Raw genomic sequence first — 14,086 nt, 5'->3', positions numbered from 1 at the left:
AAAAAGATATCTATTTAAATGGCAAAGTGTTCCTCAACCCTTATGCTTTCAAAGGGAATAAGACTTTAAAAAGCATTTCTTTCACTTCTCAGCTTAAACGCTTTATTTAAGAGCATATTCCATGCTATTATTAGCTAATTGCGTTAAGGCAAAAGGTGAAGCATTTTCTGGATTAAGATTCCGTATGCTGTCAAATCTAGCACGATTATTTCCTAGATTAAATCCTAGTAGCCCATACATAGAAAGCAATAGCATATATTCAAACCCACTTGAAACAGCAACATCAGAATTCAAAAGCATAAATTTTGTATGAAGAAAGAGATACAAGAATAAAATTCCATAACTATTGACGTTTAATTCAAAATCAAGTTGATTGATTAGTCGATTATCCCACTTTAGCTGGCTAATTAAGAGCTCGACAGCTTTGCTTGTTACATATCCACCTGCAGAAGTTAAACCAAGTGTAAGCATGGCTGAACCTGTATGCCAATCATTTGTCATGATGCAAGCAATTGTAAAAGCTAAAAGTGCCAGCGATAAAACACCTGTTTTAACATACTCTGTTTTTCGAGCAGTAATTTCTAAACGACTTGCACCTGTTTGGCTATCTAATCTTTCATAATCTCTTTCTTGCAAAACGCGGGTAACAGCTCCTAAACAACCTAAAGTACTATAGGAAAGAGTAGCGTTAAAGGGAAATAGAATACCTGGTAAAACTTTACCTACTGTATCAAGCGTCCTTCTTCCAACACTCAGAAGTCTATTTTTGAGTGTCTTGGGATGATCCTCTATTTCGCGTAAATACTCTTTATATTTATAGCGGTTTTCCATCATCCAATCGTGAGCCTTTAAGCCATATCTACAAATGAAATTAGCTACTGTATAGCTTAAAGTTAAAATTCCTGCATGAAAATCCACGTGAAGAATCTTTTTAGAATTTTCTGGCATTTGTTGGCTAGCAATGATAAGTGCCGATCCAAAAGAAGCTAGAGCTAAATAGTGGACGGTTAAAGCCCATTTATTGGCTTTTCCTCCCAACATAAGCTGCCTTTTACGATTTTCTCTTGCCCAAGGGTATTCATTTTTAGGAAGCTTTCTGGGTTTGTTTAAAATATTATGAGCCACAAAGAAAGCCATGGAAGCGTAGGTGATCACACGTATACTCGTTTTCATGTGGTAGGCATCCTTGGAAGAAATATTTAAAGCTTCACAAATGTCGTCCAAATTAAGGTAGAGATTGGTAAAGGCAAATAAGCCTTCCGCTGCAAGACTGGCAAAAAAAGGATTTACCCATTGAGCGACTTTCTTGGGCGTACAATAATGTGAATAAAGACGTACGGTAGCTCCCAATCCAGCAGCACTTAAGACTTCTACAGGGGAGTTGCCCCAGGTTGTAGCATTTAATGCAGTCAATGTGGTGGAACTGATAAGCAGAAAAGGGAGAGTCGTCTGCCATGTTAATTTACACATACTAGATAGCTTAGTCACTTTAGACCGCTTAATGGCTTTTTTCTTTATCGAACGAGAAGCAGCACGCCCTACAGAAATTTCTTCATCCGAAGAAGAAAAACGTTCTATGTCACTATTGATGGCAGGAGGATGGGGAGACAAAAAATCTTCTGTCTCACTCCCTCCTTCCAATGAAGTATAAGGAAAAGCAGCCCTTTCGGCATCACTGCTCTCCAAGTCAGAATCAAAATGATTTTCAAGGGGCCTTTGCCTATAACGATTAATAAATGAACTGATGCTCATAAATATAAAAACCTAATTTTTAAATATTATTGAAATTATCCCTGTTGTCAGAAGAGATTATAATTAGCAGAATGTCTTTACCTTTTAACCTTAAAAAACCTTTAGTCAAGTTTGTTATAACATCTAGCTTTTTGCTCTCACCCCTTTTTATGAACTTCAGGAAAGAGAGAAAAATTTGGCTCTATTACATGCTTTGATTCCTATTTCCCTCTTTGCAAAGCATAGAAACAAACAACACATCGCCGGAAGCGAGGTATAGATGTTTAAACTTCTTAAAAACTTTAAATAGATCAGGCAAAAAAACTTACAAACTTAAAATACCATCCGACCATCTCGCTCTAAAGCTTATTCCTCCAGGTATTCTTAAAGCTTTAAAATAAAAATTACAAGTAAAAAAAGTTATGTTATCCTATAGTTAAATATAAAAAGCTCAGATTTAAACCAATATGTAAAAAAAAATCTTTTACTTATCTATTTATTGATTAGATAAGTAAAAGATTTTGTTTTTTATTTAGGGTTAAACGAAGAAAAAGAGTGGCAAACTTTTGTAAGCTCTGACGAAAAAACATTTTCTCAATGAGAATTTCTATATTCCATGCAATTATTAGCGGCCTGCGCTAGCGCAAAGCTTGAAGCATTTTCGGGATTTAAATTGTGCACACTACCAAATCTTGCACGATTATTTCCTAGGTTGAATCCTAGCAATCCATACATAGAAAGTAATAGAGCATATTTAAAACCACTAGATACATCCACATCAGAATTTAGAAGCATAAACTTGGTATGGAGAAAAAGATATAAGAACAAGATCCCGTAGCTATTGACGTTTAATTCAAAATCAAGTTGATTGATCACTCGATTGTCTAAATTTCGCTGGCTAATCAAAAGTTCCACAGCCTTACTTGATAAGTATCCTCCTACAGAAGTTAAACCAAGCGTAAGCATTGCTGAACCCGTATGCCAATCATTGGTCATCATGCATGCGATTGTAAAAGCTAAAAGCGCGATAGACAAAACGCCCGTCTTAACATATTCAGCCTTTCTAGCTGTGATTTCTAAAGGTGTAACTCTCGTGTAGCTATGCAACCTTTCATAGCTTCTCTCTTGAAGAACACGTGTAGCAGCTCCTAGACATCCAAGAGCACCATAAGAAAGAGAGGCATTCAAGGGAAATAAAAATCCTGGCAAAACTCCGCTAAAAGTTTCAAGAGTTCTTCTGGCAAGGATCAAAATCCTATTCTTAAGTGCTGTGGGTTCTCTGTCAAGGCCTTGAAAATATCCTCGGTAGGAACTATTATTTTCTAACGACCAATCATGAGCCTTTAAGCCACACCTGAAAATGAAATTAGCTGCCGTATAACTTAAAGTTAAAATGCCTGCATCAAAATCTAAATGAAGAATTTTTCTAGAATTTTCTGGCATTTGTTGGCTAGTCACTATGAGAGCTGCCCCCAAGGAAAACAAAGCTAAATAATGAACAGCCAAAGCCACTTTATTAGCTGATCTTCCTAAAATAAGAAGCCTAGTACGTAGATCAGAATCCGGGGAAGGTAATTCTTTAGGTTTTGCTAAAATATTATGAGTGACAAAAAAAGCAGTGGAAGCATAGGTGATCGATCGAACAAGAGTTTTAAGAGCCTCTTCATAGCCGGACAATAATCTTCCCTCTTGGCTTATATCATCCAAATTAAGATAGAAATTGGTCAGCGCAAATAAGCCTTCTGCCGCTACACTGGCGAAAAAAGGAGGGGCCCATCGTGCAATCTTTCCAGAAGAGCAATAGTGTGAATAAATACGTAAAGTAGCTCCTAATCCGGCAGCACTCAGCATTTCAACTTGCCGATTATCCCATTTTGCTGCATTTGCACCTATAATGCCGGCAGACAATCCATACAGTAAAGGTAAAACTGTTGTCCAGGCCGATTTACAGCTGTTTGCATAATCATTCTCTCTTAAAGGAGCAATACCATTATTTGCCCTTTCAGATTCACTCTCATTTTCTTCATTAGAAATTGGATAGTAGGGATTGCCAAGAGCCTGATTTAAGCTTCCAGCCTCTATCCTTCTGTACGGTTGGGCACTATCCTCGTCGCTACCCTCTTCGAATGAAAGATCATCATTTATACGTGCGAAAGATCGCTCACTACAATAATTGCCCATCCGTGAAATAATGCCCATCAATCTATCAACCTAATTTTTATTTGTTATAATTATTTTTAATGGATGCAAAGTAAAGTTCTTATCTTCTCAATTCTAGTATTGATCTGTAGAAAAATAATAAAGCTATTCCTTAAATAATCTCATCCGCATTTTTATCCTCCTCTACCTCTTGGTCTCCATCAGGCCCCGGGCCAAAATTAATGGCATAAAGATTTTGCCGCTTCTCCTCCTCTACCTCTTGCCCTTGATCGCCTGTGGGCCCAGGGCCAAAATGGATGGCATGTAAGCGATGGCTAATCTTTAATCCTGCACCCAACATGGGCGTTAGACTTAAGCAAGCTACTCCGAGAAAAAAACATATAGGCTTTAGCATAACCTTACTCCTTTAAACTTGTTCTCAATCTCTTTTTTAATGGCTAACAACTAAAAATACTATTAAAAATTTATTTAAAAATTCTTTTTAAACATAAAATATTCATGGCTAAACGAATATACTAAAATATTTTTTAATTTTTTTATGAAGGTTCTTAAAACTTTTAATTGTCTTTCTCTTTAGAATGTGATGACAAAAAAAAGACGATATTTTTTTCCCTCTAAGTTATTAATCAATAAACGCTTATATTAAAGCAAGCCCTTGAGAAAAAAATTTTATTTGCAGAATATTTAATTAGGGCGTATCCATTTTTGGGAGGCAGGAATATTTTTAATTAAATTAAGGGCAGCTTGAAAAGCTTAAGGTGATGGCATGACAATCAAGCTAATTGTAAAACAAGGTTAATGAATATGGCCAAACTTACGAATAATAAGAGATATACAGGAATTTTTGTCGTGCAAAATGATCGAGGCTTGCATACACGGCCTTCAACAGAAATTGTCAAATGCGCTACAAGTTTTAGATCGGAAGTCCATCTCATTTACCAAAAAAGTTATGTGAATGCTAAGTCTTTACTAGGTATTCTGATGCTGGCCGCTACTAAAGGCTCTAAAATTCAAATAGAAGCCGAGGGTGAAGATGCCCAAGAGGCTGTTGCTAGCCTAATTGCTTTAGCTAAAAACAATTTTAATATTAAATATTGATTGATTAAACGTTCATTCTTCCTCAATTGCCAAGGTCTTTTCCAAAACTTCGCGTGTGCAAAAAACAGGAGCATTATTCATTAATGCAAGAGTTATGCAATCGCTAGGCCTAGCATCAATTTCTACAATATGGCGTCTTACCCCTGCATCTTGTTCTAAAAATAGGCGTGCAAAATATGTGGTATCCTGGATGTCATTGATAACGACTTGTTTAATTCTAATTTCATACCCTCGGAAAATATAACTAATAAGATCATGAGTAAGGGGTCTAGCTTTCTCCGCGCCTGTTAAAAAAATTTGAAGATTACGGCCAATAGCAGGATCAGTATAGATAGCAAATTTTTTTCCCTGCCCTTTCAAGATTACTACCGTATAAGAGCGAGTTTGCATGATTTTATCAAAGGAAAGTTGAATAAGTTCAGAAAGCATAAATAATAAATCCTGAGTAAAAGAGGAGATTCCCTCGTTGATCTAAAAACTAACCGTTATTAACCTTAAGCTGTAAATCTATTAAGTTGGTATTCTAAAGATTTTCTCTTTTATCTGTCTTTCTTTTCTTCTGGAAAAAGGCTTGCTATCCCTTCCTCCCATATGGCTAACCGATGCAAAAAGCCTTCATCTTCACTAAAGAGGGTAAAATCCTAAAATATCGATTATTTTAATTCCGTAAAAATTTTCACTTTTCCATCATTATAGCCCACAATAATTCTTCCCGCTAGACCAATGAAAAGGCCAGATTCTACCACACCTACAATTTCGCTCAGTCGTTGGTGCACTTGCTCAGCTTTTTCTAACTTTTCTTTGAAATAAATATCGTAAATATAATTTCCATTATCGGTGCAATACAGCTTTTTTTCATCATGCGTCCTTATTTTACCTTGATAACCTAGCTGTTCAAGGCGATAAATAGTTGCCGGATAAGCGAAGGGAACAATTTCAACGGGCAAAGGAACTTGTCCAAGCTTTTTAACAAGTTTAGCTTGATCCACAATAATGACCATTTCCTTACTCATGCTAGCCACAATTTTTTCTCTTAGTAGCGCGCCACCCCCACCTTTAATCATTGTTTTGTTAGCATCAATTTCATCAGCTCCATCCACCGTTAGATCGATAGAAAAAAGAGTATTGATATCAATTAAAGGAATGCCTTTTTCTAATGCTAACTTTTGAGATTGAGAGGAAGTAGCCACCGCTTGAATTTTAAGGCCCTCCTCACATCGCTGAGCAAGCTTTTCAATGAAAAAAGCTGTGGTAGAACCAGTACCTAATCCTACTGTCATTCCGTTTTCTACCAAATTTGCCGCCGCAAAGCCGGCCGATTTTTTCGCAATTTGCTGGCCGATAAAATTATTATCTGACATTATAATCTCTTTTAAAGTTTATTCGCATTATTAGTAGGCCTATGATTACATTACAAGAACTTTGTGTTTACTTAGATAAACTTTTAGAGCCTAGCTCCATCAAGGATTATGGTTTAAATGGCTTACAGGTCGAAGGAAAAAAAGAAATTTTAAAATTAGCTACCGCTGTATCGGCAAATTTGGAAACCCTTCAAGCTGCTGTTCACTGGAAAGCAGATGCTTTATTAGTCCACCATGGCCTATTTTGGAATCAGGATAGCTATCAAATCCGAGGAATAAAAAAAAATAAAATAGCTTTGCTATGCCAGCATAATCTTTCTCTAATCGCCTATCACCTTCCCTTAGACATCCATTGTAAATGGGGCAATAATTGGAGAGCTGCCACAGAAATGGGATGGGATAATCTTCAACCCTTTGGTTTAGCTAACGGTCTATGTTTAGGAGTTAAGGGCCGTTTGAAAAAAATGAGCCGTCTAGATTTTCGAAAAAAGCTAGAAGATTATTATGACCATGTTGCTCATCTAGCTCTAGGAGGGAAAGAAGAAATTGAAACTGTAGGCCTAATAGCAGGAGGCGGTTATAAATTCCTATCCTACGCTGCGGATGAAAAATTAGATTGCTTTATCTCAGGCAATTTTGATGAACCTGCCTGGAGCCAAGCCTATGAGGAAAAGATTAATTTCTTTGCTATGGGACATTCTGCGACTGAAAAAATTGGACCTAGAGCTTTAGCTACCCATTTACACGAAAAGTTTCAGATTGATTGCAAGTTTCTAGACATATATAATCCATTTTAAGGAAACCGGGTTATATAAAATTATTTTGTCTTTGCTTAGTGAGATTTACAAGCGTCCTTTTCCTGCTTTAAAGATCCTATTTGTTTTCATCTTTATTCTTTAAATTTTTTAATGGCTTTTTGAGATTAGGCCTCCTTTTATGGAGTTTAAGGTAGCTACCACCACCGTTATGAGAGGAGGAAGAGATCCTGAATTTGCTTCTAGCTAATGAAATTATTTTCTCTTATCACTTATTTCTTTTTACAGCTATTTAAGCGCATGATAGGGAATTTCAAGCTTTTTTATCATTTCTATTAAGCTTGCTCTCTTTTCTTCTTAATCTGCTTTGTAGGTATCTCTCCTCTACCCTTTCATCAATAGTGGCTAGCTCTTTGCTCGCTATCCATCCTCTTTTTAAGCTAAATAACCCACCTTCCCCTGATTTATTTAGCTTTACATAATGGGGAGTAGCGATGTAAGAAAAATAGCGCTCATTATAAATCATCTTGCCATGCAAGAATAAATTTTTTCATACACTCATCTAGTTCATTGACAGAAAAATACTTAAAATTCAAAATAGCATCCATTCTTACCCTTTTTAAGGACTTACATGCCCAGCTTAATAGAAACTCTAGCCGAACGTGGCTTTATTGAAGCTTGCACAAGTGATGAGCTGAAAGATATATTAGCACAGCCTACAAAAGTTTATTGTGGATTTGATCCTACTGCCGATAGCTTGCATTTGGGCCACCTGATCTGCATGATGGGGCTTGCCTGGTTTCAACGTTTTGGGCACACTCCTTTCGTTATATTAGGAGGGGCAACAGGCATGATTGGCGATCCTTCAGGTAAAATTTCTGAGCGGCAAATCTTAGATGAAGAGACATTACTAAAAAACCTTATTGGCATTCATAAAAATTTTGAAAAAATCCTTGAGGCGCATGGTCGTCCTAATGCAACGGTTTTTTTAAACAATTATGATTGGTTCAAAAATTTTTCGCTTGTAAGTTTCTTGCGCCAGGTTGGCAAGTATTTTAGAATGGGTCCTATGCTTTCTAAAGATTCTGTTAAAGGACGTATGACTTCCGAAGAAGGCATGAGCTTTACAGAATTTGCCTATCAAGTCTTGCAAGGCTATGATTTTCTTCATTTATTTCAGAATTATGGGGTAAAAGTTCAAATAGGTGGAAGTGACCAATGGGGCAATATTACAGCAGGAACAGAGCTCATTCGAAAGGCAGTTGGTCAATCCTCTTATGGTTTAACCTTTCCTCTATTAACCCGCAGTGATGGACAAAAATTTGGAAAATCTGAAAAGGGAGCTATATGGCTTTCAGCGGATAAGCTTTCTCCTTATGAGTTTTATCAATATTTAGTACGTGTTTCTGATGCCGATGTCATTAAAATGATGCGCATGCTGACCTTTATGGATATGGATGAAATCAGAAAATATCAAGAGCAAATGCAGCAACCCGATTACGTACCCAATACGGCTCAAAAACGCCTAGCTAAAGAAGTAACGCGTATCGTGCATGGAGAGGAAAACTTTAAAATAGCTTTAGGAGTTACCGAAGCAGCAGCTCCGGGAGCCAAAGCTAATTTGGATGCTCCAGCACTTGAATTAATGGCGCAAAATATGCCGTCCCGTATCCTTAAAAATAATACGGTCGTCAATGCTAAATTGCTTGAACTGATATGCCAAGTAGGACTCCTGCCTAGTAAAAGTGAAGCAAGACGCTTGGCTCGAAATGGAGGAATATATTTAAATAACAATAAAGTGGAAGATGAGCACTACATTATACGACCTGATGATTTAATAGCAAATCGCCTGCTGTTGTTAGCCGTTGGTAAAAAGAATAAGATATTAATAAGTATTGAAAATTAACATTTTTCTAGACGAATAGCCCTATTCCCAAAAATATAATGCCTAAAGTAAAGAATCTTCTTGAAACGAAAAGTTGATTGATTATCATAAGGTTTAAATATTTTTAGCTGCGTTCTACAATTTTTCCAAGAAAGCAAGGCTAGAAAAAATAAAAAAGCTTGCTAGTAATAAAGTAAATACAAAAAATTAGCCCATAAACTCATCGCATATTCAATTAAGGAGTTCTAAAATTATGACAACTATGACCAAGAAAAGTACTATGACAAAAAAGAAATTGATCAATTCGATTTCGCAAGACAAAGGGATTCATCCTAATGATGTACGCCATGTCATACAATCTTTTCTAGATAAAATGACTGAATGCCTCTCGGATGGGGATCGCCTTGAATTCCGTGATTTTGGTGTCTTTGAAGTGGTCGAACGGAAACAAAAAATTGGTCGTAATCCTAAAAAAGCTGAGGAACCTATCGTTATTCCTGCACGCAATGCCGTTAAGTTTACTCCCGGTAAGAAAATGCGTAAGCTAATTGAACGGCCTCGTTCTATCTAATCATCCAATCGTTTAAGGATATAGGATAAGGAATAGAGGATTGTACATCCTTAATTCCATCCTTATCCACTTATTGTAAGCTTTTAGAATATAAATAGCTAAGCATCTGTTTTCCAGCTTCTTTGTCAGTGTATAAAAATCCTAAGACTTTCATTGCTTTATCTAGCAGATGAAATAATCTTTTGGAATATAGAGTTTATCTTTTTAGCTACCTTAAGAAGTTTTAGTGGCCAAATTGCGCTTTGCTATATTATAATCTACCTACAATTAAGCAAAGGCAGTCATTATCATGACCTTACCCAAATTATTAATCATTTCGGCAATTATTTTATTTAGCATCATTGGTGTGGCAGCTTTATTCAAAAATAAGCCTCCTCACTCAGACTTTATTAGTGAGCCCGTCTCTTCTCCTCCTCCCATTGAAATTGAGATAAATAGTGATTCTTTTTCCAGCTCTGCCCTTTCCTCTCTTTCTCAAACATCATCCTCTCCTCTTCCAGCCCCCTCTCTAAAAGCTAAGGATGGAGAATTTTCTGATAAAGATTCTAATGACCCGTTTAACTCTCCTGAAAAGGTATTAGAATTTAAAGCCCAGCTTCCTGAAGAAAACAGGGTGATGGAATTTTTTAATACCACTAGTCCAAAATTTCCTATTGTAGAGACCATCACTTATAAGAGCCGCGTCAATTGGCAAAAAGGCAGACCTGCTTGGCTATCAGATTATGCAAATCACTATAAAACCTCGCGTCATTTTATCGCTCGTAGTCTCAATGGAAAGCCTGATTATCTTAAGCAAGATGTAAATGAAGGTGCACGCTTCAACATTTTACACCCTCACAAAATGATTCATTTCCATCTTTTGATTGACTTATCGCGCTGCCAGATGTGGTTCTACTATTATGATATAAATGCTAAGGAAAAAGTATTAGTGAAAACCTATAAAGTAGGATTAGGACGTTTGGATCCTTCCACACGTTCCGGTTTATTGACTCCTCTCGGAATATATTCTTTAGGTTCGCGAGTAGCAGTCTATAGCCCTAAGATAATGGGAATCCATCAAGGCGCCAAAGTAGAAATGATACGCATATTTGGGACACGCTGGATTCCTTTTGAAAAAGAACTTCACGGAACAACAGCACCAGCTAAAGGCTTGGGCATCCATGGCATGCCATGGCTAGTAAAAAATGGCACACTGATGGAAGATACAAATAGTCTAAGTAAATATGAAAGCGATGGCTGTATCCGTATGGCTGCTGAAGATATAGAAGAACTTTATTCTATCATTATTTCTCGTCCTACCACTCTTGAACTTACAAAGGATTTTTTTAAGGCCGAAAATAGCATTGAAACGATCATTGAGATTGCCAACAAGTAGTGTCAAATTAAGTTTCTTTTTTCTATACTTTGTTCGAATAAATTTGAAAAAAATCCTTTAACTAGGGAGCGACTGTTTGGACATTTTACCCCACGAAAGACAAATTCAAGAATATGTTAAAACTATAGAGCATCTTAAAAAGCAAAATAATGATAATCCAATCTTTAATACAGAAATTAAAAAACTTGAGCAGAAACTAGAAAAGCTTAAAGAAAAAATATATTCCGAGCTAACTCCCTGGCAGCGCGTTCAGATCTGCCGCCACCCTTCCCGCCCTCAATCTAGCGACTATATTAAAAATATTTGTCAGAATTTTTATGAACTTTGTGGAGACCGCACCTACGGAGATGATCCCTCGATTATAGGGGGATTAGCTAAAATCGGCCCGATGAAATGTATGGTGATGGGCCAGGAAAAAGGCTGCGATACGGAAAGTAGAGTCCGCAGGAATTTTGGGATGTTAAACCCCGAGGGCTTTAGAAAAGCTTTAAGGCTTATGCAACTAGCTGAAAAATTTAACCTTCCTATCGTAACATTTTTAGACACACCTGGCGCTTATGCTGGCTTAGAAGCGGAGGAAAGAGGACAAGGATGGGCAATCGCTTTAAATATACGCACCATGGCACGTATAAATACGCCTATCATTGTCACTATCATAGGCGAAGGTTGTTCAGGAGGCGCATTAGGCATGGGAGTAGGCGACGTAGTAGGCATGATGGAACATGCTTATTATTCGGTAATTTCTCCAGAAGCGTGTGCTTCCATTTTATGGAAAGATGCCAAGAAAAATACAGAAGCTGCTAGCATTCTTAAATTGAATGCTGAAGATATGCTGCCTTTAAATATTATTGATGCCATCATCAATGAGCCTTTAGGAGGAGCGCATCACGATCCGCAAAAAGCTTATATGAATATGCAGCAATTCATTCTAGAGCAATGGCAAACACTTCGTCACATTCCCAAAGACATTTTGCTTGAACAGCGTTATCTTAAATTTCGCAAAATGGGCCAGTTCACTAGCCATGCTAACAGCTAAACTAGCCTCAACCTACACCTCTGATAAAAAGATAGAATCATAGGAAAGAAAGAGAATTATTTTTATGGGCTCATTATTTAACAATAAGAAAAGACTCCTTAATTTATAACCTTTAATCTCTTCTCGTTTTTCACTTTATATCGCATGTAGCCCTAATATAACAACTTGGATTTTAGGTTTAATATTAACATGATAAAAATTTTTAAAATTTCTTTTGATAAATATGTGCATGCTACCCTCATAGTATTTATTATATTAGCTATGTTATTACTCACGGTGGCCTCGCAATTAGAAATATTAGCTTTAGGAATAATCACTAAGAAAGGGCCAGACGTATTTGAGCTTTTTGCTCCCTTAAAAGAGGGTTCTTTGCAAAAAGTTGATAAAATAAGCGCGGTAGAGCTGCATCAACGCTTCGCTCAGCTAGATAGCAATCATAAAGGCTATATTACCTCTGCTGAGATCGACCATTTTATGGCTAAGCTTAAAAATAAAAATCTTCTGGAAGAAGCTACCCGCCGCATCAATCGTATATTGCCTATTAAAGAAAATCTATCTAGCCTTGCTTTATTTTTAGTATTTGTTGCTTTTTTTAAAGCCCTTACACTGTTTGCTCATCGCTTCTCGACACGAGTCTTAGCTATTCGGGTTAGTAGTAAATTGCGCCAGCAATATTTTGAACATATTCAAACTCTACCATTAAAATTTTACCATGATCATCATATTGGCAGCTTGTCCGCACGTGTAGTGAGTGATTCCTCAACCATCGCTGAAGCTATCAATGCTTGCCTTGTTAACTACCTTCAAACGCCTTTTACTGTATTAACTACCCTCTTTATGTGCTTTCTCACCTCCTGGAAACTATCTTTGATTATATTCATTGGCTTTCCTCTGATTGTATTTCCTATTATTTTTCTAGCCAAACGTGTTAAACGCATTTCAAGGCAAATCCAACAAAATCAAGAACGCTTTGCTTCCGTTATAATTGATTTTCTAGCTGGTATTCAAACTGTAAAGCTGTTTGGAATGGAGGAATTTTCCTTAAAAAAATACAAAGATCAAAATCAAAAAATGGCTGCACTTGAAAAAAAAAGTGCATGTTATGATCTTGCTTCTCGCCCAATTATCCATACCATCGGAATGTTTTTCTTAGCGACTGCTCTTATGTATGGTTTGTATGTGCTCCATATGAGCATACCTGAAGTGCTATTTTATTGTGGCTTGTTATATATATTTTATGAGCCCATTAAAAAATTTGCTGAAGAAAACAGCCATATTCAACGCGGAATCGCCGCTGCTGAACGGATGTGCGAAGTGCTAGAGCTAGTTCCCTGCATCCGGGATGTCGATGGGGCAGAAACGATGGCTACATTTGAAGATTCTATTGAATTTGACAATGTGTGGTTTCGCTATGATCAGGATTGGGTTTTAAAAGGATTAAGTTTCAAAGTAGAAAAAGGCACCACAGTAGCCATTGTAGGGCCTACCGGAGCAGGTAAATCTACTATTGTTCATCTTCTTCCTCGTTTGTATAACATTCAGCAAGGAACAATACGTATTAACAATAAGCCAATCACAACTTTTACTCAGAAATCCCTAAGAGAACAGATTGCTTTCGTTCCTCAAAAACCCTTTCTTTTCCTTGATACAGTAGCTGAAAATATTTCTTATGGAAAAAACTTATCTATCCAGCAAATTGAAAATGCCGCTAAAAAAGCTTACGCTGAAGAATTTATCCTTCAATTACCTAATGGGTATGACACAGAATTAGCTGAAACAGGAAAAAATTTATCAGGCGGCCAGCAACAACGCCTAGCTATAGCGCGGGCTTTAGCTAAAAATGCTCCTATCCTTATTATGGACGAGGCCACCTCCGCTTTAGATGCTATTAGTGAAATACATATTAAAAATGCAATTCATCAACTACGAGGGCAAGTCACTCAAATCATTATTGCTCATCGTCTCTCTACCATTGAAGACGCTGATAAGATTATCTATCTAGAAAAAGGAGAAAAACTAGCCGAAGGTACTAAAGAGGAATTGCTACAAAATTGCCCTGGCTTTAAAAAAATGTGGGAGCATATGTATCATGCCAACCAAACATCCTAAGGGGG

13 protein-coding genes are annotated in these 14,086 nt (G+C 36.9%); 7 read left to right on the top strand and 6 right to left on the bottom strand.

All coding sequences use genetic code 11. The features are described 5' to 3' along the window. Positions 1 to 102: 102 nt before the first annotated feature. From NEOC84_RS04460 to NEOC84_RS04450, 3 genes are all read right to left on the bottom strand, one after another. Positions 103 to 1,752: a hypothetical protein gene (locus tag NEOC84_RS04460; protein WP_166155762.1), complete on the bottom strand. Its 1,650-nt coding sequence runs from the start codon at positions 1,750 to 1,752 to the stop codon at positions 103 to 105. A 573-nt stretch (positions 1,753 to 2,325) separates the two neighbouring features. Continuing rightward, positions 2,326 to 3,930: a hypothetical protein gene (locus NEOC84_RS04455; RefSeq protein WP_166155759.1), complete on the bottom strand. Its 1,605-nt coding sequence runs from the start codon at positions 3,928 to 3,930 to the stop codon at positions 2,326 to 2,328. 112 nt (positions 3,931 to 4,042) lie between these two features. Further along, positions 4,043 to 4,285, bottom strand: coding sequence for a hypothetical protein (locus tag NEOC84_RS04450; protein ID WP_166155756.1), 243 nt, complete (start codon positions 4,283 to 4,285; stop codon positions 4,043 to 4,045). Between the two features lie 410 nt (positions 4,286 to 4,695). Between NEOC84_RS04450 and NEOC84_RS04445 the strand changes: the two genes are divergently transcribed. Continuing rightward, on the top strand, positions 4,696 to 4,989 hold the full coding sequence (locus tag NEOC84_RS04445) for an HPr family phosphocarrier protein (protein WP_166155753.1): 294 nt from the start codon (positions 4,696 to 4,698) through the stop codon (positions 4,987 to 4,989). Positions 4,990 to 5,001: 12 nt separating this feature from the next. On the opposite strand, the gene NEOC84_RS04440 is transcribed toward NEOC84_RS04445, so the two are convergent. Continuing rightward, positions 5,002 to 5,418, bottom strand: coding sequence for a bifunctional nuclease domain-containing protein (locus NEOC84_RS04440; RefSeq protein WP_166155750.1), 417 nt, complete (start codon positions 5,416 to 5,418; stop codon positions 5,002 to 5,004). Positions 5,419 to 5,642: 224 nt separating this feature from the next. Continuing rightward, entirely contained in the window at positions 5,643 to 6,350 is a 708-nt protein-coding gene (gene rpiA, locus NEOC84_RS04435) for a ribose 5-phosphate isomerase A (RefSeq protein WP_166155747.1), read from the bottom strand. A 41-nt stretch (positions 6,351 to 6,391) separates the two neighbouring features. On the opposite strand from rpiA, the gene NEOC84_RS04430 reads away from it, so the two are divergent. Further along, on the top strand, positions 6,392 to 7,147 hold the full coding sequence (locus tag NEOC84_RS04430) for a Nif3-like dinuclear metal center hexameric protein (protein ID WP_166155744.1): 756 nt from the start codon (positions 6,392 to 6,394) through the stop codon (positions 7,145 to 7,147). Between the two features lie 271 nt (positions 7,148 to 7,418). Here NEOC84_RS04430 and NEOC84_RS04425 read toward each other — a convergent pair whose 3' ends face one another. Next, positions 7,419 to 7,631 carry a hypothetical protein gene (locus NEOC84_RS04425; protein ID WP_166155741.1) on the bottom strand — a complete coding sequence of 71 codons (213 nt, stop codon included), beginning with the start codon at positions 7,629 to 7,631 and terminating at the stop codon, positions 7,419 to 7,421. 105 nt (positions 7,632 to 7,736) lie between these two features. Here NEOC84_RS04425 and tyrS point away from each other — a divergent pair, with 105 nt between their 5' ends. From tyrS to NEOC84_RS04400, 5 genes are all read left to right on the top strand, one after another. Continuing rightward, positions 7,737 to 9,011, top strand: coding sequence for a tyrosine--tRNA ligase (gene tyrS, locus NEOC84_RS04420; protein WP_166155738.1), 1,275 nt, complete (start codon positions 7,737 to 7,739; stop codon positions 9,009 to 9,011). Between the two features lie 232 nt (positions 9,012 to 9,243). After that, positions 9,244 to 9,561, top strand: coding sequence for an HU family DNA-binding protein (locus NEOC84_RS04415; protein WP_197725083.1), 318 nt, complete (start codon positions 9,244 to 9,246; stop codon positions 9,559 to 9,561). 289 nt (positions 9,562 to 9,850) lie between these two features. Next, positions 9,851 to 10,936: a L,D-transpeptidase gene (locus NEOC84_RS04410; RefSeq protein ID WP_166155735.1), complete on the top strand. Its 1,086-nt coding sequence runs from the start codon at positions 9,851 to 9,853 to the stop codon at positions 10,934 to 10,936. 76 nt (positions 10,937 to 11,012) lie between these two features. Then, positions 11,013 to 11,972 (top strand): acetyl-CoA carboxylase carboxyltransferase subunit alpha, encoded by a 960-nt coding sequence (locus tag NEOC84_RS04405; protein ID WP_166155732.1) that lies wholly within the window; start codon positions 11,013 to 11,015, stop codon positions 11,970 to 11,972. A 189-nt stretch (positions 11,973 to 12,161) separates the two neighbouring features. Then, a complete protein-coding gene (locus tag NEOC84_RS04400) occupies positions 12,162 to 14,081 on the top strand; it encodes an ABC transporter transmembrane domain-containing protein (RefSeq protein ID WP_166155729.1) in 1,920 nt (639 codons plus the stop codon). Positions 14,082 to 14,086: the final 5 nt, after the last annotated feature.

The sequence above is a fragment of the Neochlamydia sp. AcF84 genome (assembly GCF_011087585.1).
Classification (GTDB): domain Bacteria; phylum Chlamydiota; class Chlamydiia; order Chlamydiales; family Parachlamydiaceae; genus Neochlamydia.
This window is presented reverse-complemented; position numbering and strand designations above follow the sequence as displayed.

Coding starts and splice junctions, on each gene's coding strand:
- NEOC84_RS04460 (WP_166155762.1), bottom strand. CDS start 1,752: ATGAGCATCAGTTCATTTATTAATCGTTATAGGCAAAGGCCCCTTGAA.
- NEOC84_RS04455 (WP_166155759.1), bottom strand. CDS start 3,930: ATGGGCATTATTTCACGGATGGGCAATTATTGTAGTGAGCGATCTTTC.
- NEOC84_RS04450 (WP_166155756.1), bottom strand. CDS start 4,285: ATGCTAAAGCCTATATGTTTTTTTCTCGGAGTAGCTTGCTTAAGTCTA.
- NEOC84_RS04445 (WP_166155753.1), top strand. CDS start 4,696: ATGGCCAAACTTACGAATAATAAGAGATATACAGGAATTTTTGTCGTG.
- NEOC84_RS04440 (WP_166155750.1), bottom strand. CDS start 5,418: ATGCTTTCTGAACTTATTCAACTTTCCTTTGATAAAATCATGCAAACT.
- rpiA (WP_166155747.1), bottom strand. CDS start 6,350: ATGTCAGATAATAATTTTATCGGCCAGCAAATTGCGAAAAAATCGGCC.
- NEOC84_RS04430 (WP_166155744.1), top strand. CDS start 6,392: ATGATTACATTACAAGAACTTTGTGTTTACTTAGATAAACTTTTAGAG.
- NEOC84_RS04425 (WP_166155741.1), bottom strand. CDS start 7,631: ATGATTTATAATGAGCGCTATTTTTCTTACATCGCTACTCCCCATTAT.
- tyrS (WP_166155738.1), top strand. CDS start 7,737: ATGCCCAGCTTAATAGAAACTCTAGCCGAACGTGGCTTTATTGAAGCT.
- NEOC84_RS04415 (WP_197725083.1), top strand. CDS start 9,244: ATGACAACTATGACCAAGAAAAGTACTATGACAAAAAAGAAATTGATC.
- NEOC84_RS04410 (WP_166155735.1), top strand. CDS start 9,851: ATGACCTTACCCAAATTATTAATCATTTCGGCAATTATTTTATTTAGC.
- NEOC84_RS04400 (WP_166155729.1), top strand. CDS start 12,162: ATGATAAAAATTTTTAAAATTTCTTTTGATAAATATGTGCATGCTACC.